We start from the raw sequence: 17,400 nt of genomic DNA on the forward strand, positions 1-17,400 counted from the left end.
GAACGCGTCGTAGCCGTCGTAGCGTCGCGAGGGGGCCACAGCTCGACGAGCTGTGGCCCCCTTACTGTTCACGCGGTCGGTGCTCAACCGACGGTGGTGTCATCTGGGTGGTGCAGGCCAGTCCCGCGAGGCAGTCGCACGGTGAACGTGGTGCCGGTGCCGAGTTCGCTGGTCACTGACACCGTTCCGCCGTGGGCCGCGACGAGCTGCTGGACGATGGACAGTCCCAGTCCGCTGCCGCCCGTGCGCCGGTTGCGGGACTTCTCCGCGCGCCAGAAGCGGTCGAACACATGGGGCAGATCGTCGGGCGCGATACCACTGCCGGTGTCCTTCACCGTGAGGATGACGTGGTCGCCGACTTCTTGGGCCGCGACGGTGACCGTGCCGCCGGAGGATGTGTGTCGCACCGCGTTGGAGACCAGGTTGCCCAGCGCCTGCCGCATCCGTACGGGATCCGCGTCCACCCGGATGCTCGACGTCACGTCGGTGAGCAGTCGTATGCCGGCAGTCTCGGCGCTCGCCCGTTGGGCGACGGAGACCTGGGCGAGGAGGCCGGCCACACCGACTCGCTCGCGCCGCAGGCGCAGGGTACCGGCGTCGGCGGCCGCGAGGTCCTGGAGGTCGTCGATGATGTGCTGGAGCAGCAGCGCCTCTTCGTGCAGGGACTCGATCAGTTCCGGATCCGGCTCGACCAGGCCGTCGCGTGTCACTTCGAGCCAGCCCCGGATGTTGGTGAGCGGCGTGCGCAGCTCGTGTGCGATATCGCTGACCATGGCTTTGCGCTGTTTCTCGGCGTGCTCGCGGCGGGCGGTGAGTTCGTTGAACGCCGTTGCCAAGTAACCCGTTTCGTCCTTGGCGGATACGACGACGCGCGCATGATGTTCGAGTGGCTGCTGGGCGGCGGCCGTCAGCGCCCGAAGCGGGCGCACCAGGCGGATCGCGACCAGTGTGCCGGTCGCGACGGTGACGATCAGGACGAGGCCGGTAACGCCTATGACCTTGAATTTGTTGGCGGTCGACAGGTCGAAGCCAGGTGTGCTGCCGTCCAGGCTGCCGAGGTACAGCTCGGCGACGGGAGCCACGTACGGGTCGAGCTGTTTGCGACGTCCCTCCTCGACGCAGTCCGCCTGCTGGCTGCTGCTGCCGTCACCGGTCGCGCTCTTGCCGGGAAGCGGAAGTACGAGCTGGGCCCGCAGGTCTTCCGAGGAAAGGATTCCCTTGCGTGTCATGCAACTGCCGATGATGCGGTTGAGGGCGGTCAGTGCCCTTTTCTCGGTGTGCGTGGGGGTGTTGAGCTTTCTGTCATCACATTCGGACGGAACCTGGTTAGACCTCGGTTCTGAGTCCGGGCGGTATGTGTCCGAGAGTTTGACGGTGACTCGGCCGCTGGGGGTCTGCTGGATGCTTCCGTCAAGTTTGTATCGCCTGATGCAGGTCAGGTGTTCCCTGGCCAGTTTCTTCAGCCCCACCCGTTCCGCCGAGGGCAGCAGGAACGGGCCCACGGCGCGTGGGTCGATCCCGGACAGCTGCGCCCCCGGCTCCGAGTAGGTGTCGGTGCGCAGTGGATCGACCACCGCCGAGACACGAGCGGGCAGGGCTTTGGTGACGGCCGCGGAGTCCGCGATGATCCGGCCGGCCGGTGTGGCCAGCGTGATACGGCGGCCCGTCGTGCGGGAGAGCTCCCGCAAAGACTTCCCCACCCCGTCCCAGCTGGAGTGTGTGGCAGCGAATCCACTCAACTGACGATAGATGTCCGTGTCATCCGACAGGACCTGGCCGCGCTCCTCCTGGAGACCACGCGTGGTGCTCTCCACCGCCAGCCAGGCAGTGGCGCCCACCGAACAGACGGCGATGAGAACCGAGGCCATCAAGTGCTTCACCACCAAGCTCTTGCGCCACGGAATGTTATGAGCCACTGCGGTCCCCGGTGAGCTTGTATCCGACACCGAAGACCGTCAGCAGCCGGATCGGCCTGCGCGGTTTCGGTTCGATCTTCTTGCGCAGGTTCATGATGTGTACGTCGATGGCCCGCTCGGTGGAGGCGCGGTCGAAGCCGCTGGTGTGTTGCAACAACTGCTGGCGTGAGAAGACCCGATCGGGTTCGGCGGCCATGGCCAGAAGAATCTCGAATTCACCAGGTGTGCACGCGACCGGTTCGCCGGCGCAGGTCACCTGGTGCCGAGCGGCATCCACGGTGATGTCACCGACCCGCAGCAGCGGTGTGCTCTCGGCCGGGCGCTGAGTGCGCCGCAGGACAGTGCGTATGCGGGCCATCAGTTCGCGAGGGCTGTAAGGCTTGGTCATGTAGTCGTCCGCGCCGAGTTCCAGGCCGAGGAGAACGTCCTCCTCGTTGGCGCGGGCGGTCAGCATGAGGACGGGAATATCGCCGTCCTGGCGCAGCACCCGGCAGACGCCGAGGCCGTCGACCTTCGGCAGCATCAGGTCGAGGACGACGAAGTCGGGCCTTTGGGCCTGGGCCTCGTCGATCGCGGCCCTGCCGTCGTGCACCACGGTGGCGCTGTGGCCTTCCCGCAGCAGGAGTCGGCGGATGAGTTCCGCCTGCATCTCGTCGTCTTCCGCGACCAAAATATGTGCACACACGCGGGCGACTCTAGGCGCGCACAGCCATGGATTGGCTGGTGAGAGACGCTTCCCACATCCTGACAACTTTCTGATATCTGCTCTCCATGCTGGTTTCGTGCCCCTGGGCACTTCCCGCGATGCGGTGACCACAGCGCGGCCCGACGGGCCGGACACGCGGTGCGCAAAGCGCTCAGGTGTCATGGCGAGCGGCCGCTCCGTGGCCCGTCGGCTCACGCCACTCATTCACATGACGGAGACGGAGACAGACCCCATGCCCCGAGTCAAACCGCTCACTGCCCTTGCGGCTCTGCTCGTGCCGGTGTTCTGCCTTGCGGGATGCGGGGCCGAAACGAACACGGCGGAGAACACCCCGAGCGGCGCGACGTCCGCCCGTGCCAAGGCCGCCGCCACCCACCGAATACGCCTGAACGTCGCCGACGCTACTGGGCCGCGGACTCCGTGTTCGGCCACTCCAACGTCAGCCATGGCTGAGTCGGACTCAGCGACGTAAAGGGAGGCGGAGACCAGGGCCAGGACGCCGCCTGGCCCTCGACTCGGGCCATGAGGACGTTACCGAGGTGTTCGGCCACTACACGCCCGCGTGAGTGGTCGGCATTGTCGCACGCCCAGCCGGCCACAGGGTGCTGAACGGTGCGGTGGCGCTGTTGCGCCGATTCGGCGCGCAGACAGATGTCGCCCGAGGGCCTGTCCTCAATGGCGAGCTGGTCGTGTGGGCGGGGGACCGGATGTCGTTCGAGGCGTTGCAGCGTCGCGTGGCCGCCGGCCATCGCAGCGCGCTCCGCCTTGCGGAAGACCTATTTGCCCACCTGATTGTCTTCGACGTCCTCCAGTCCGAGGGCAGAGATCTGCTGTCCGCGCCGCACGCCGAGCGCTGCGCTGCACACGCCATGGGCGCCGAGGTCACCGTGTTGTCGCAGTCGCTGAAGAAGCAGGAGGACGGCCTGCGCCTCGGCGCCGACCACTCTCATCGTCCATAAGGGTGGAGATGCGGCGCACGGGGAAACCGGATGGGGTGGGCGGAGGTTGAGCGTAGGCCGGCTCTCTTTCGCCCTTCGAACGGAGAAGTCCAGTGACCCGCTCCCTTCCATCGATCCCGGCGGCAAGACCCGTGATCGGTGAAGCCGAGATCGCTGCGGCCGTACGTGTTCTGCGCAGCGGCCGTGTCGTCCAGGGGCCGGAAGTGGCCGCCTTTGAAGAGGAGTTCTCCGAGTTGGTCGCCGGACGCGCCTGCGTTGCGGTCAACTCCGGAACCTCCGCCTTGCAGCTGAGCCTCATGGCCCTCGATATCGGGCCGGGGGACGAGGTCGTGGTGCCCTCGTTCTCGTTCGCGGCGACCGCCAACGCAGTGCGCCTGGCCGGTGCCGAACCGGTCTTCGCCGACATCATTCCCGGCACCTACTGCCTCGACCCGCTCGCCGCGTCAGCGGTGATCGGTCCGCGTACCGCGGCCCTCATGCCGGTGCATCTGTACGGGCACCCCGCGCCCATGGACCAGCTGACGGAGCTTGCCGCACGCCATGGGCTTGCCGTACTGGAGGACGCCTGCCAGGCGCACGGAGCCACCCTGCACGGGCGCCCCGTCGGCAGCTTCGGTGAGGCAGGGTGCTTCAGCTTCTATCCGACGAAAAACATGCACGCTCTTGAGGGCGGCATGATTTCGACCGGCGATCCGCACCTCGCCCGCACTCTTCGGCTGTTGCGGAACCAAGGCATGGAGCAGCGGTACGCGAATGAGATCGTCGGGGCAAACATGCGGATGACCGACGTCGCTGCGGCCGTCGGCCGTGAGCAGCTGAAGCGGCTGCCGGCCTGGACGGAGCAGCGGAGGGCCAACGCCAAGGTGCTCGACTCCCGCATCAAGGGGCTGTGCGTTCCACACGAGGCGGATGGCGCGCGGCACGTCTACCACCAGTACACGATCCGTGTCCCGGGCGGTCGTCGGGATTGCGTGCAGCAGGACCTGGCGCACCAGGGCATCGGCAGCGCGGTGTACTACCCGACGCCGATCCACCGGCTCAGGCCCTATCAGGACCAAGGCAGGCCTTCCCTGCCCGAAACTGATCGGGCGGCTGCCGAGGTTTTGTCCCTCCCGGTTCACCCGAGCCTCGGGCAGGCCGAGCTGGAGCGGATTGCCCAGGCCGTGAGCGATGCCGGAGGGGTGCGGTGAGTCGGCGTACCCTGCGGGCCGGGCTCATCGGGCTCGGAGCCATGGGACGCAACCATGCCCGGGTGCTGTCGTCGCTCGACGGTGTCGAACTGGTGGGCGTCATGGACCCGGCGGGGGATTCCACGGGTGCCGTCCGGAACGCCCCCGTCGTCGCCACCCTGCCGGAGCTGATCGCCCTGGGACTCGACTACGCGGTGGTCGCCTGCCCCACGGCATTGCATGAGGAGATCGGCCTGACCCTGGCCGAGAACGGGGTGCCGGCGCTGATCGAGAAGCCGCTCGCTCACTCCGCGCCGGCCGCACAACGACTGCTCGACGCCTTCGGCAGAGCCGGACTGGTCGCGGGGGTCGGACACGTCGAGCGGTTCAACCCGGCACTGCAGAGCCTGCGTTCCCGTCTCGAGTCGGGAGAACTGGGGGAGGTGTTCCAGGTGGTCACGCGCCGTCAGGGGCCCTTCCCGCACCGCATCGCCGACGTCGGTGTGGTCAAGGACCTGGCGACCCACGACATCGACCTCACCAGCTGGGTCACCGGCCACGACTACGCCTCGGTCTCGGCGCGCACGGTGTCCAAGAGCGGCCGCCCCCATGAGGACATGGTCTGCGTGGTCGGTGACCTCAGCGATGGCACCCTGGTCAGCCACCTCGTCAACTGGCTCAGCCCCCACAAGGAGCGCTTCACGGCGGTGACCGGCGAGCGCGGCTGTCTCGTCGCGGACACCCTCACGGCAGATCTGACCTTCCACGCCAACGGAGTGGTGGCCACCGAGTGGGAGGCCCTGCGTGCCTTCCGCGGGGTAGCCGAGGGCGACATGGTCCGCTACGCCATCCCCAAGCGTGAGCCGCTCCTCGTAGAGCACGAGCGGTTCCGTGATGCCCTGGAGGGCGAAGCGGCGGACATCGTCACTCTCGATCAAGGGCTGAGGACGGTCGAGGTGGCGGAGGCGGTCCTCGACTCGGCACGGAAGAAGGCATCCGTGGGCCTGCGAAGCCCGCGCACCCCGACCCTGGCGACGGTCACCCAGCGGTCGTGACCCGCCACCGCAGCTTGTGCCCCTCGGAGGAAAGAGCCGTGCAGATCTGTGTAGTGGCGCTCGGAAAGATCGGCCTGCCACTGGCGGTCCAGTTCGCCGCAAAAGGCCACCACGTAATCGGCGCCGACGTGGACGAACGCGTCGTACGCCTGGTCAATCAGGGTGTGGAGCCGTTCCCCGGTGAGGCCGGACTCGCCGAAAGGCTGAAAAGCGTCGTCGCAGAGGGGCGGCTGCTGGCCACCACTGACACGACGGCGGCGGTCACGCAGGCCGAGGCGGTGGTCGTCGTCGTCCCGTTGTACGTCGATGCGGGGGGCACCCCCGACTTCGGCTGGATGGATGCGGCGACGCAGGCCGTGGCGCGCGGGCTGCAGCCCGGCACACTCGTGTCGTACGAGACGACACTGCCCGTGGGCACCACGCGAGGGCGCTGGGCGCTGATGCTCGAGCAGGGCAGCGGACTGGCCGCGGGCCGGGACTTCGCTCTCGTCTTCAGCCCCGAACGGGTGCTGACCGGCCGCGTGTTCGCCGACCTGCGCCGCTACCCCAAACTTGTCGGCGGCATCGACGCCGGGTCCGCGCGCCGAGGTGTCGAATTCTACGAGTCCGTCCTCGACTTCGACGTACGAGGCGAGCTCCATCGCCCCAATGGAGTCTGGGACCTCGGTTCGGCAGAGGCCGCGGAGTTCGCCAAGCTGGCCGAGACCACCTACCGCGACGTGAACATCGGGCTGGCGAACCAGTTCGCACGGTTCGCGGACCGTGTCGGCGTCGACGTGGACCTGGTGATCGACGCCTGCAACTCGCAGCCGTACAGCCATATCCACCGGCCCGGCATCGCCGTCGGCGGTCACTGCATTCCCGTCTATCCGCGGATGTACCTGTGGAACGACTCCGAGGCGACGGTCGTGCGAGAGGCCCGTGCGACCAATGCCTCGATGCCCGAGTACGCGGTATGCCGGCTGGCGGAGGTGTACGGCGACCTGACCGGCGCGGGCGTACTGGTACTCGGCGCGACCTACCGGGGCGGCGTCAGGGAGACGGCGTTCTCCGGGGTGTTCCCCGTCGTTGAGGCGCTGCGGGCACGGGGCGCCGCGCCGTATGTGTCCGACCCGCTGTACGGGGCGGACGAGCTGCGCGCACTCGGCCTGCCGCCGTACGCCGGCCAGGCAGTCACGGCTGCCATCATCCAAGCCGACCACGACGAGTACCGGGAACTCGGATCCGACCGGTTCGCGCAGGTGCGCGTCGTGGTCGACGGGCGGCGGATCAGTGACCCGGATCGGTGGGCCGGGGCCGAGGTGATCGTGCTCGGTGCGCCGTCACCGACAGCTCAGCGGGCGACGTGATCTTCCAGCGCCCGCACCACGCGGACCGCTGCTTTGCCGTCGCCGTACGGCATGTCACGTGAGGACTTGGGCGCGGGGCGCAGGACGGTGTCAGACCATGCCTGGGAGCCGAGTTCACGTGGGTCCGGCACGAGTGCGTTCCAGCCGCCCCGGAGCGTTTCCGGCCACTCCGTCTCAGTACGCAGTGTCGTGCAGACGCGCTCCAGCAAGTACGCCTCCTTCTGGAGTCCGCCCGAGTCGGTGATCACGCCGCGCGAGTCGAGCACCGTGGCGATCAGCTCGGCGTAGGGGAGAGGACGGCTGATATGCAGCAAGCCATGGTCGAGCTTGATGCCGAAGCTCGCGGCACGTGCGAGCAGCCGGGGATGAGCGGCCAGGACGACGGGAACGGGCAGACCGGTCAGGGCGTCCACAAGGGCGGCGAGGCGATCGGGATCGTCTGTGTTCTCCGCCCGGTGCAACGTGGCGAAGAGGTAGGGCTTGCGGGCGTTGCGGGAGGCCGGAAGTGCGGGGGCGGTGGCCTCACCCCTCAGCACCTTGTCCCTGAGGCGCAGGCAGACATCAACCATCACGTCCCCGGTCAGCACCGCACGGTCGGCCAGGCCTTCGGCCGTCAGGTGCCGCACCGCCTCCTCGGTGGGTGCGAGCAGCAGATCGGCGGCGTGGTCGGTGAGGACGCGGTTGTGCTCCTCGGGCATCCGCCGGTTGAAGGAGCGCAGACCTGCTTCCAGGTGGGCAACGGGGACGTGCTGCTTGGCCGCGGAAAGGGCGCCGGCAAGAGTTGAGTTGGTGTCTCCGTAGACCAGCACCCAGTCGGGGCGTGCGGCGGCGATGACAGGATCCAGGGCCGCCAGGGTGGTACCGGTCTGCACGCCGTGGGTGCCTGAACCCACGCCCAGGTGCACATCGGGCTCAGGGATGGAGAGCCCGTGGAAGAAGACGTCGGACAGATCCGCGTCGTAGTGCTGGCCGGTGTGGACGATCGTATGGTGGTGCTCCGTGTTGCCGAACGCTGCGGCGACTGCGGCGAGTTTGACGAATTGGGGGCGCGCCCCCACGACGCTCATGACCTTCACGGGCTCGACATTTCTCGGTAGTGAGCTGAAAGCTCTGTCAGAATTCCGTCTTTCTCCGCGTAGAGAATGCCGTTCCTCGGGCACTCCCAGAAACCGGCCCGGTCCGGCAGTGCGCGCAGACGCTCGCCGGCCTGTCCCACCCATCCGATCCGGCGGGCAGGGACACCGGCAACAAGAGCGAAATCCGGCACATCCCGGGTGACGACGGCCCCCGCGGCGACCATCGCCCATCGGCCGATACTGACCGGAGCCACACACACCGATCGCGCGCCGAGTGACGCGCCCTCAGCGACCCGGACACCGACCGCCTCCCAGTCACCAGCGCGTTTTTGACGTCCGTCCGCATCGACGGCGCGAGGATTGCGGTCGTTCGTCAGGACGACCGCAGGCCCGACGAAGACGCCGTCGGCCAGCTCGGCAGGCTCATACACCAGCGCATGGTTTTGAATCTTGACCCTGTGACCGATCTTCACCCCCGGTCCCACGTAGACCCCCCGGCCCACGACGCAGTCACAGCCGAGCAGGGCTTCCTCGCGAATCTGGGCGAGTTCCCACACTGTGGTGCCAGGGCTGAGAACGGCCGACTCGTCGACCTGTGCACCGGGTGCGATCCGCACCTGCGGAAACGGTGCCTTCGCGCTGTGGCTCATGTGTTGAGCAACGAGCGCGGGCTGCTACGGGTACGGTTCCTTGTTCCGCTCCGGTCGGCCTTCAACATCACGGTCTGCGCCTGGAATATTAGGCCGTTCGGAGCGAGTTCCTGCTGCCTGGCGTGGTGAAGTTTGCAACGCGTCTCAGCGACTGCCATTACTGATCTGATCCAAATGCTTCAACGTGCAGTCTGAAGGGCGTTGCGGAGAGTATGCGGGCATTTGTGGCTCTGATGGTACGGCGCCGTCGCCGAGCCTTCCTCTGGGTTGTCGGAGCCGTCGGTCTGTTGTCCGCCGCGTCGGCCGGTTTCCTGGTGTGGGAGGTCCGCACGGTCCAGGGCAATCTTGCTGCGGCGCAGGCGGCGACTGACCGACTGCAAACGGAGATGGTCCATCAACGCCAGCCCTCGGCCGAGGTGCTGGGCTACATCCGCAAACACACAGTGGCCGCCCGGAGCGCGGCCACCACACCGTTGTGGGGCGTAGCCGAGAATCTCCCACTGATGGGCCCACCGCTCCGCTCTGCCCGGGGGCTGAGCGTCGCCGCCGACGAGATGGCCACTGGCGTGCTGCCGGAGGCGGTGCGACTGCATCAGATGCTCGCGTCCGGCCAGATCGTGCACCGCGGTCAGGTGGACATCCCTCGGCTTTCGGCTGCCACGGACCTGCTGGGGAATGTGCGGCGCCAGTTGACCGGTATCGAGACGAGTCTGGACGGCCTGCCCGACTCGACGGTGGTCGGTCGCCTCGACATGGCCCGGCAGCGGCTGTCCGACCGAGTGGCGAGCCTTTCCGGGTCGGTCTCCGACGCGGAGGCGACGGCGCGGCTGCTGATGCCTGTTCTGGGTGCGTCGGGCCCGCGCTCGTACTTTCTTGCCTTCCAAAACAATGCAGAGGCCCGGGGCACCGGTGGCCTTGTCGGCACCTTCGGTATCTTGACCGCAGACCGCGGTCGCATCACTTTGCACAACTTCGCGTCAGATGACACGCTGCCGGCCACCACGACTCCCGTGGCGAACTTCGGGCCGGCGTTCGCCGGCCGGTACGGAGCTGCTGAGAGTGCCCAGGGGCTGGCCAATTCCAATCTGTCCGCTCATTTTCCGTACGCTGCGCAGATCTGGGTGGGCCTGTGGCAGCGACATACCGGGCAGCGTCTCGATGGGGCCATCGCAACCGATCCCGTGGGACTCGCCGGTGTCCTCAAAGCCACGGGGCCGGCCCGACTTCCGGGCGGAAAGCAGCTGACCGCGGAGAACACCGTAGATCTCACCGAGAGCGTCCTCTACGCGTCGTACAGCAACACCGAACGCAAGCGTTTCCTGGTCCAAGTCGCACAGTCGGTCGCTGCTGCCTTGCTGGACCAGCATCACGATCCGGTGGCCCTCCTCCACGCGCTGCGGCAGATTGCCGACGACGGCCGGCTTCGTGTGTGGAGCAGAGACGCCTCCACCCAGTCGGCGCTCAAAGAAAGCGGCCTGGCAGGCGACGTCCCCGAGCAAACAGGGCCGTTCGCCTATCTCGTGGTCAACAATTCCGCGGGTAACAAGATGGACTACTATCTACGGCGGTCGCTGACCTACGAGCTCGGTCCCTGCGAGGGCGGTACCCGTTCCAGCGTGGTGCGCATCAGGCTGACGAATGCCGCTCCCGCTGCGGGCCTGCCTGCCCTTGTCGCTCTCCGCTCTGACGATCCCGGACACTCACACCCCCCGGGATCCACAAGCATCTGGCTTTCGCTGTACGCCCCTTCCGGTGCGCGGTTCACCGGTGGGACATTGGACGGGCGGCGAATTTTGTTGTCGTCGACCGAGGAGCGCGGCCACCCGGTACTCGGCGCACAGGTGGAACTCCTGCCCGGTCAGACGCGAGAAGTGGACATTCGTCTGCTGGAACCGGTTTCGGGTCGCCGCCCCGTGGTGCCCGTGCAGCCGTTGGCACGGCCGCAAACCACCAAGGTGCGCATCCAGCCGTGCGCGAAATAAGCGGACCGCTCGAGTGAATCCAAGGGGCTCATGCCCGCTCAGGAAAGGTGCAGCGGGACTCATCCAGTCGGGCGGCGAAACCGTACCCACCGACAATCAGGTCCGAGAGGCAAAGCCAAATATTCGGGCCACACAGAAGGATGCGGCGGCGTCCGTGGACATGCCGTCGGCATAGTGCCGAAATAGAGCTTCGGCTCATGACATCATGCTGATCGGGGTTCATCTTGCGTGGGGAATGCACGGGTAACGACAAGCTGACAGCGATTCATCCCGCGGTGTTTCACACCGCACAAAAAGGCCGCGCCTGGCCGGGGGCCTGGTCTGGCGTTGCGGCCCGGTGTCGTCGGCCGGCGATGCAAGCCGCCTTAGACGCGCTCGCCTGGACGTGTGGCCTGTTGATTGCCGGCCTGACCAGCGGCGGCGCTTCCCCTCTGCTCGTCGGACCCGGCGATCTGGTCATCGTCTGTGCCGTCACATGGACGGCAGCGGTCCTGGCCGGGGCCGTGTGCGGGCTCTACTCCGGGCGCTATCAGGCGGAGACTGGCGCAGAGTTGAGCGCGGTGCTCGTCTCGGCCGCGCTGACGGGGCTCCTTCTGGAGGGCGTCTGCCAGGCAGGGCTTCCGCTGGTGGGCGACAGACCGGCCGCGGCCGGCCTCGCCGCCCTGGTCGGCGTGCTGGGCATGATCACCGTGAGGGCCGCGGTCGCGGCCGTCCGGCGCAGGCCGAGACGGCCCGCGCCGACCGCCGTCAAGGTGATCGTGTTCGGTGCGGGCAGCGCCGGAACGCAACTGGTACAGCGGCTGACCGGTCAGCCTGGCGCCCAGTACCAACCGGTTGCGCTGATGGATGACGACCCCGGCAAGCGCCGACTGCGGATCTGCGGGATCAGAGTGCGCGGCGGGCGAGAGCGGCTCGCGCAGGTCGCTGCGGAGACCGGGGCGAGGGTGATGGTGATCGCGATCGCCGGCGGCTGCCGGGACGGCCGAGTGATCCGCGAGCTGATCACACTGGCCGAGTCGATCGGCCTGATCACCAAGGTGATTCCGCGCGTTGAGGAACTGGTCGCCGGACCGGCGCGGATCGACGACGTCCGCGACCCGCGGATCACTCAGCTGCTGGGCCGCGATCCGATCCGGCTGGACCTCGAGTCGGCTGCCGCCCAATTCGCCGGACGCCGCATCCTTGTCACCGGCGCCGGCGGCTCGATCGGTTCCGAGTTGTGCCGCCAGTTGTACGGGCTGGGTCCGGCGTCGCTGGTGATGCTCGACCGGGACGAATCAGCTCTGCACGCGATCCAGCTCGCGCTGCACGGTCGTGCGCTGCTCGATTCCGACGAGGTGGTGCTCGCCGACATCACAGATGCCTCCCGCATCCACGAGGTCTTCGCGCAGACCCGCCCCGAGATCGTGTTCCATACGGCGGCGGTGAAACATCTGCCGCTGCTCGAGCGGTATCCGGCCGAGGCGCTGAAGACGAACGTGATCGGCACGTTGAACGTGCTGCAAGCGGCTGAGGCCTGTGGCGTGCGGTCGTTCGTGAATGTCTCCACCGACAAGGCGGCCGACCCGGTGAGCGTCCTCGGCACCTCCAAGCGGATCACCGAGCGGCTCACCGCACACATGGCCGGTGCATTCCCCGGGACCTGGGTGTCCGTCAGGTTCGGCAATGTCCTGGGCAGCCGGGGTTCGCTGCTCGGCTCGCTGTCCGCGCAGATCGCTGCGGGCGGCCCGGTCACCGTGACACACCCACAGGTCGCCCGCTACTTCATGACAGCAACTGAAGCCGTCCAACTGGTGCTGCAGGCCGTGACTGTCGGGGAGAGCGGTGAGGTCCTCGTCCTCGACATGGGAGACCAGGTCCGCATCGTCGATCTCGCCCGTCGTATGGCCGCCGCGGCATCCCGGCGCGTCGAGATCGTCTTCACCGGGCTGCGGCCCGGCGAAAAGCTGACCGAGGACCTGCTGGGCAAGGAGGAGCCGGACCACCGGCCGCGGCATCCGCTGGTCAGACAGGTGCCGGTGCCCGCACTCGATGCCGCTGAGGTCACCGGCATCGGTCACCTCACCGATCCCGACGAGGTACGCGCAGCCCTGGCGCGCCTGGCCGCCGCGCGCGGCCCCGAGCAGCCGGACGGCCAGCCGGTGCTGCCCGGCCAGCCCGGAAAAGCGGAGGCCAGCAGGTGACCGCCCCGCCCCTGCCCGGCCCGTACCCGGCAGAGTCGGTGATCCCGCAGGCGCCCACCGTGATGCCCGGCGACGCCCGTGTCGGCCACCATGGGCCCAACCTCAGGTCGTACCGCGGCAAGCGACTGCTGGATCTGGTCGTGGTCAGCCTGATCATCGTGCCGGCCGCGCTGCTCTGCGTGATCGCCGCGCTGGCGCACCTGGTCGCCCATGGCAGACCCGTCCTGTTCCGGCAGCAGCGGGTCGGCCGCGACGGCCGCCTGTTCGTCCTGCTGAAACTGCGCACCATGCGGGATGCTCCGGCTGACACGGAGAGACCGGGTGACCCCGATACGGCCCGGGTGACCGCGGTCGGCCGGGTCCTGCGCCGCACGTCCCTCGACGAGTTGCCACAACTGGTCAATGTGCTGCGCGGACAGATGAGCCTCGTCGGGCCTCGGCCGACATTGCCCTACCAGGTACGCCGGTACACCGATCGTCAGCAGCTGCGACTGCTGGTCACCCCAGGCCTGACCGGCCTGGCGCAGGTGCACGGGCGACAGCGGCTGAGCTGGCCGGAGCGCATCGAGTGGGATCTGCGGTACGTCCTCCGCCAGAGCTTCCGGCTCGACCTGGTCATCTTGTTCCTCACCGTCTGGACGGTCCTGGCCGGGGGTGGAGCCACCGCCAGCCATGACAACGATCCGATCGCCCGCAGATCAGAAAGGATGCTCTCAGGTGCCTGACAGCAACGTCCGGATCCGGCTTGCCAGTCCCGATCTCGGTGAGGAGGAGGGGGAGGCCGTACGCAGGGTCCTGCGCAGCGGTGTTCTCACCAACGGCGCGGAGAACGAGGCCTTCGCGCAGGAGTTCGCCGACCGGCATCAGGCGCGGTTCGGTGTGACGTTCTGCACCGGCACGGCCGCGCTGCACGCGATGTTGCTCGCCGAGGGCATCGGCCCCGGCGACGAGGTGATCGTCCCGTCGATGACCTTCGTCGCCACCGCCACAGCGGTGTGCCATGTCGGGGCGACCCCGGTGTTCGCCGACATCGACGCACGGACGTTCAACCTCGACCCGGTGTCGGTGGCGGCCCGGATCACCCGGGCCACGCGCGCGGTCATGACCGTGCACTACGCCGGGCAGCCCGGTGACCTCGACGGGCTGGAGCGGGTGTGCGACGCGGCCGGCGTGCCGTTGCTGGAGGACGCCGCGCAGGCGGCCGGCGCCGAGTACCGCAGCAGACCGGTCGGCACCTTCGGCCGGTCGGCCATGTTCAGCTTCACCCCCACCAAGAACATCACCACCGGTGAGGGCGGCATTGTGCTGACCGACGACCCGGACGTCGCGGAGCGGCTGAAGCTGCTCCGCAATCACGGCCAGACCGCGCTGTACCAGCATGCAAGCCTCGGCTACAACTGGCGGCTGACCGAGATGCAGGCCGCGATCGGCCGGGTGCAGCTGCGCAAGCTGGACGGCATCCTGCGGCGCAAACAGCTGATCGCGGAATCACTGACCCTGCGGCTGGCCGGCCTGCCCGGGCTGACGACGCCGCATCAGGTACCCGATGCCCGGGGAACCTGGATGCTCTACACCTGCCTGCTGCCCGGCATCCGCGACCAAGTGCTCGCCGACCTGTTGGACCAGGGCATCGAAGCACGGATCTACTTCCCGCCGGTACACCGGCAGCCAATCTTCGCCCGGAGGGACGGCGGCACGGGCGATGCCGCAGCACTGCCGGTGACCGAGGCCGTCGCCCAGGCGATGCTCTCGCTGCCGGCGCACCATCGGCTGACCGAGGCCGAGGTGGTCGAGATCGCCGACGCGGTGTCCACCGCCGTCGGCCGGGCAACGGCGTCGCCGAATGCCCCCTCAGCCGATGCCGGTCGGTGCCCGGTGACCGCGCATCACGTGCCGGCGTAGGCGGCTTGCACGCGACGGGCCGCAACCGCGCCCAGGTCCTGGCCGCGCCGCCGGTCAGGTCCGCCACCAGTTGCTCGCGCTGGACGTGGACTTCTGCCGGGGAGCCGCGTCGGCGCCGGGTGCTCGGGACCCCGTGATCGAACCGGACGGTCAGGGCTCCCGGGCCCTGGCAGGGACACCGACGACCAGCTGGCCGACGGCGACATCGCGGGTCACCAGAGCCGCGGCGCCGACCATGACGGACGGCCCGATCCGCCGGCCCTGCAGCACGGCGGCGTTGCTGCCCACCGTCGACCCGGCGCCGATGGTCACGTTGCCGGCGATGTTGGCCCCCGGCAGGATCGTCACGAACTCCTCGAGCACCGTGTCGTGACCGATGCTGACCTGGTAGTTGACCTGGACGTGTGCGCCGATCACGGTGCCGGTGGAGATGAACGCCTGGCCCAGCACGACGCAGCCACGCCCGATCCTGGCGCCGGGGGAGACGACCGCACGCGGGTCGATCACGGTCGCCGCTCGCAGGCCCCGATCTTCGAACTCTCGGGCCAACCTGCGGCGCGCGTCGGCGTCGGCGATCGCGACCACGAACTCCTCCCGCTGCCCGCCGGACGCGGCCAACTGCCCGGGCCGCAGCACCGGACAGCCATCCACCGTAGTGGCTGCCGGGTGCTCGTCCACGAAAACCACTTCGAGCGCCGCGGATGCCGCCCGCACCGCGTCCAGCGTCTCCCTGCCGAAGCCGCCTGCGCCCACGATGTGCAGCGTCACAGCCGCGCCTCCGTCACCGGATCCTCGCGCCGCGCCGGTTCCGAGACGGCGGCGAGGAACGCGCCCGCCAGCGCGGTCATGCCGTGATGCCGGTAGACCCAGCGGCGGCCGCGCTCGCCCATCTGCTCCCGTTCGGTCTCGCTCATCGAGGCCAGACCGGCCAGCGCGCCCGCCATGTCCGCCGGTGACTCGGCGGGCACGCACACTCCGCCGCCGGACTCGCGCACCGGGCCTCCGGGCGCATTGCTCGCGAACACCAGCGGCTTGCCCGACGCCAAGTAGTCGAACAACTTGTTGCTGCTCAGGCCGTACTTGAAGACCGCGACATCGCGCAGGCAGAACAGCGTCACATCCAGCTCGGCCAGTACGTCCGGCACGGCCTGCTTCGGCACCGGCGGCCAGAACAGCACGTTGTCCAGGCCATGCCGGCGAGCGAGCCGTTGGCACGCGGCCTTCTCCTGGCCGTCGCCGACCATCACCACAGCGACCCGCGGATGGCCGGCGGCCCGCAACTCCGCCGCAGCCGCGACAAGGGTCGCCACCCCATTGGCCGGTCCGTGCGAGCCGATGTAGCCGGCCGTGAGAAAACCGTCCTTGCGAAAGCTCCTGATCCGGTCGATCAGGTCGGCGACCCCGTGCCCGGAATCCGCGGTGTTCGGGTCGGCCGGCTGACCCGGCTCCATCGGCCGGGGGAAGTCGGCGATCCCGTTCGGCACGTAATGGATCTTTCCGGCCGGGACACCACGGGCCTCCAGATAGGCGGAGGCACCGGGCAGCAGGCAGATCACGGCGGACGCACGTCGGCAGCAGAAGGACTCGGCCAGCCGGAGCAGCCGGGCAGGCAGCCCGTTCGCGCGCAGGGCGCCCATGTCGATCAGCGTCTGCGGCCACAGGTCGCGCACCTCGACGACGAAGCGGGTGCGGCGGCCACGGGCCGCCAACCAGGCGGCGAAGACCGCGGCCAAGTGCACCGACGAGCCGACGATCACGTCCGGCCGGTCCAGGCTGCGCTGCGCCCAGAGCACCCGGGCCGCATAGTGAGTCATGTTCCGTACGCGGTGATATCCGTTGCCGGTGTAGGGCGGCGTGCGGACCCAGAGGAAGCGGACGCCGTCGATCGTCCGGGTAGCCACCTTCTCCCCGGGCGCGAGCCGTTCCTCGCGCCTGCTGAAATGGCTGAAGCTGCTGGCGAAGACGGTGACCTCGTGACCCTGCGCCGCCAGCACTCGGCCGAGCTCGTAGTGCCGGGTGCCGGCGGCGCAGTCCGGTGGCGCCGCGTAGTGGTTGAAGATCCAGATCCTCATGTCCTCACCTCCGCGGAAGCCGCTGCTACACCTGAGGGCGTGCTGAGCAGGGGGCTCGTCGTGGGCTTGTGACGTCGGTGCGTCGCTGATCTTGACGGCGGCTTCACCGTCACCGAAGGGTGTCGGCGGCTCGCCGGCCGACACGGCGATCATGCTCCGGTAGGGCAGCGGGTCGGCCGTGTCGCCGTAGGCCCGGGCCGGTTCGAGGAACTGCGGACGTATGCCGACCACGCTGAGCACTTTCACCGCTGTGTTCCCCCGTCCTGCCCGGTCGTCCGCGCCGCAACGGCCTTCTCCCGGCCTCTGGCCAAGGCGACGGTGATCGGCCCGGCGACCAGAAAACTACTACTCATCGTGCATTGATCACTACTTTCTGCTACT

Annotated in this window: 14 protein-coding genes; 8 read left to right on the forward strand and 6 right to left on the reverse strand. The window is 68.5% G+C overall.

What is annotated here, in order from left to right; translation table 11 throughout:
* Positions 1–83 precede the first annotated feature (83 nt).
* On the reverse strand, positions 84–1,868 hold the full coding sequence (locus tag AB0J12_RS14170) for a HAMP domain-containing sensor histidine kinase (protein WP_363264587.1): 1,785 nt from the start codon (positions 1,866–1,868) through the stop codon (positions 84–86).
* Between the two features lie 37 nt (positions 1,869–1,905).
* The gene (locus tag AB0J12_RS14175) at positions 1,906–2,601 is read right to left on the reverse strand and encodes a response regulator transcription factor (RefSeq protein WP_363264588.1); all 696 of its coding nucleotides are present in this window, start codon (positions 2,599–2,601) and stop codon (positions 1,906–1,908) included.
* A 638-nt stretch (positions 2,602–3,239) separates the two neighbouring features.
* On the opposite strand from AB0J12_RS14175, the gene AB0J12_RS14180 reads away from it, so the two are divergent.
* The 4 genes from AB0J12_RS14180 to AB0J12_RS14195 all read left to right on the forward strand — a co-directional run bounded on the left by AB0J12_RS14180 (position 3,240) and on the right by AB0J12_RS14195 (position 7,154).
* Positions 3,240–3,581, forward strand: coding sequence for a hypothetical protein (locus AB0J12_RS14180; protein WP_363264593.1), 342 nt, complete (start codon positions 3,240–3,242; stop codon positions 3,579–3,581).
* A gap of 92 nt (positions 3,582–3,673) precedes the next feature.
* Complete coding sequence (locus AB0J12_RS14185; protein ID WP_363264533.1) at positions 3,674–4,771, forward strand: DegT/DnrJ/EryC1/StrS family aminotransferase; 1,098 nt, start codon at positions 3,674–3,676, stop codon at positions 4,769–4,771.
* Positions 4,768–5,805 (forward strand): Gfo/Idh/MocA family oxidoreductase, encoded by a 1,038-nt coding sequence (locus tag AB0J12_RS14190; protein ID WP_363264534.1) that lies wholly within the window; start codon positions 4,768–4,770, stop codon positions 5,803–5,805. The genes AB0J12_RS14185 and AB0J12_RS14190 overlap by 4 nt, the downstream gene beginning before the upstream one ends.
* A gap of 38 nt (positions 5,806–5,843) precedes the next feature.
* Entirely contained in the window at positions 5,844–7,154 is a 1,311-nt protein-coding gene (locus AB0J12_RS14195) for a nucleotide sugar dehydrogenase (protein ID WP_363264535.1), read from the forward strand.
* On the opposite strand, the gene wecB is transcribed toward AB0J12_RS14195, so the two are convergent.
* The gene (wecB, locus tag AB0J12_RS14200) at positions 7,139–8,230 is read right to left on the reverse strand and encodes a UDP-N-acetylglucosamine 2-epimerase (non-hydrolyzing) (protein WP_363264536.1); all 1,092 of its coding nucleotides are present in this window, start codon (positions 8,228–8,230) and stop codon (positions 7,139–7,141) included. The two genes, AB0J12_RS14195 and wecB, sit on opposite strands and share 16 nt — an antisense overlap.
* Positions 8,227–8,880, reverse strand: a complete 654-nt coding sequence (locus AB0J12_RS14205; RefSeq protein ID WP_363264537.1) for an acyltransferase — start codon at positions 8,878–8,880, stop codon at positions 8,227–8,229. Before AB0J12_RS14205 ends, wecB begins: the two co-directional genes overlap by 4 nt.
* Before the next feature lie 287 nt (positions 8,881–9,167).
* Here AB0J12_RS14205 and AB0J12_RS14210 point away from each other — a divergent pair, with 287 nt between their 5' ends.
* The 4 genes from AB0J12_RS14210 to AB0J12_RS14225 all read left to right on the forward strand — a co-directional run bounded on the left by AB0J12_RS14210 (position 9,168) and on the right by AB0J12_RS14225 (position 14,947).
* Positions 9,168–10,862: a DUF4012 domain-containing protein gene (locus tag AB0J12_RS14210; RefSeq protein WP_363264538.1), complete on the forward strand. Its 1,695-nt coding sequence runs from the start codon at positions 9,168–9,170 to the stop codon at positions 10,860–10,862.
* Positions 10,863–11,137: 275 nt separating this feature from the next.
* Positions 11,138–13,045, forward strand: a complete 1,908-nt coding sequence (locus AB0J12_RS14215; RefSeq protein ID WP_363264539.1) for a polysaccharide biosynthesis protein — start codon at positions 11,138–11,140, stop codon at positions 13,043–13,045.
* Entirely contained in the window at positions 13,042–13,770 is a 729-nt protein-coding gene (locus AB0J12_RS14220; protein ID WP_363264540.1) for a sugar transferase, read from the forward strand. The genes AB0J12_RS14215 and AB0J12_RS14220 overlap by 4 nt, the downstream gene beginning before the upstream one ends.
* Positions 13,763–14,947 carry a DegT/DnrJ/EryC1/StrS family aminotransferase gene (locus AB0J12_RS14225; RefSeq protein ID WP_363264541.1) on the forward strand — a complete coding sequence of 395 codons (1,185 nt, stop codon included), beginning with the start codon at positions 13,763–13,765 and terminating at the stop codon, positions 14,945–14,947. Before AB0J12_RS14220 ends, AB0J12_RS14225 begins: the two co-directional genes overlap by 8 nt.
* Positions 14,948–15,097: 150 nt before the next feature.
* On the opposite strand, the gene AB0J12_RS14230 is transcribed toward AB0J12_RS14225, so the two are convergent.
* Positions 15,098–15,715, reverse strand: a complete 618-nt coding sequence (locus tag AB0J12_RS14230) for an acetyltransferase (protein ID WP_363264542.1) — start codon at positions 15,713–15,715, stop codon at positions 15,098–15,100.
* Positions 15,712–17,250, reverse strand: a complete 1,539-nt coding sequence (locus tag AB0J12_RS14235) for a glycosyltransferase family 4 protein (protein WP_363264543.1) — start codon at positions 17,248–17,250, stop codon at positions 15,712–15,714. The genes AB0J12_RS14230 and AB0J12_RS14235 overlap by 4 nt, the downstream gene beginning before the upstream one ends.
* Between the last annotated feature and the right edge of the window lie 150 nt (positions 17,251–17,400).

This window comes from Streptomyces sp. NPDC049915, from assembly GCF_040656475.1.
GTDB lineage: Bacteria > Actinomycetota > Actinomycetes > Streptomycetales > Streptomycetaceae > Streptomyces.

Bases quoted from the DNA above. Each gene is read 5' to 3' on its own strand.
- AB0J12_RS14170 (WP_363264587.1), bottom strand. From the start codon at position 1,868: ATGGCCTCGGTTCTCATCGCCGTCTGTTCGGTGGGCGCCACTGCCTGG.
- AB0J12_RS14205 (WP_363264537.1), bottom strand. From the start codon at position 8,880: ATGAGCCACAGCGCGAAGGCACCGTTTCCGCAGGTGCGGATCGCACCC.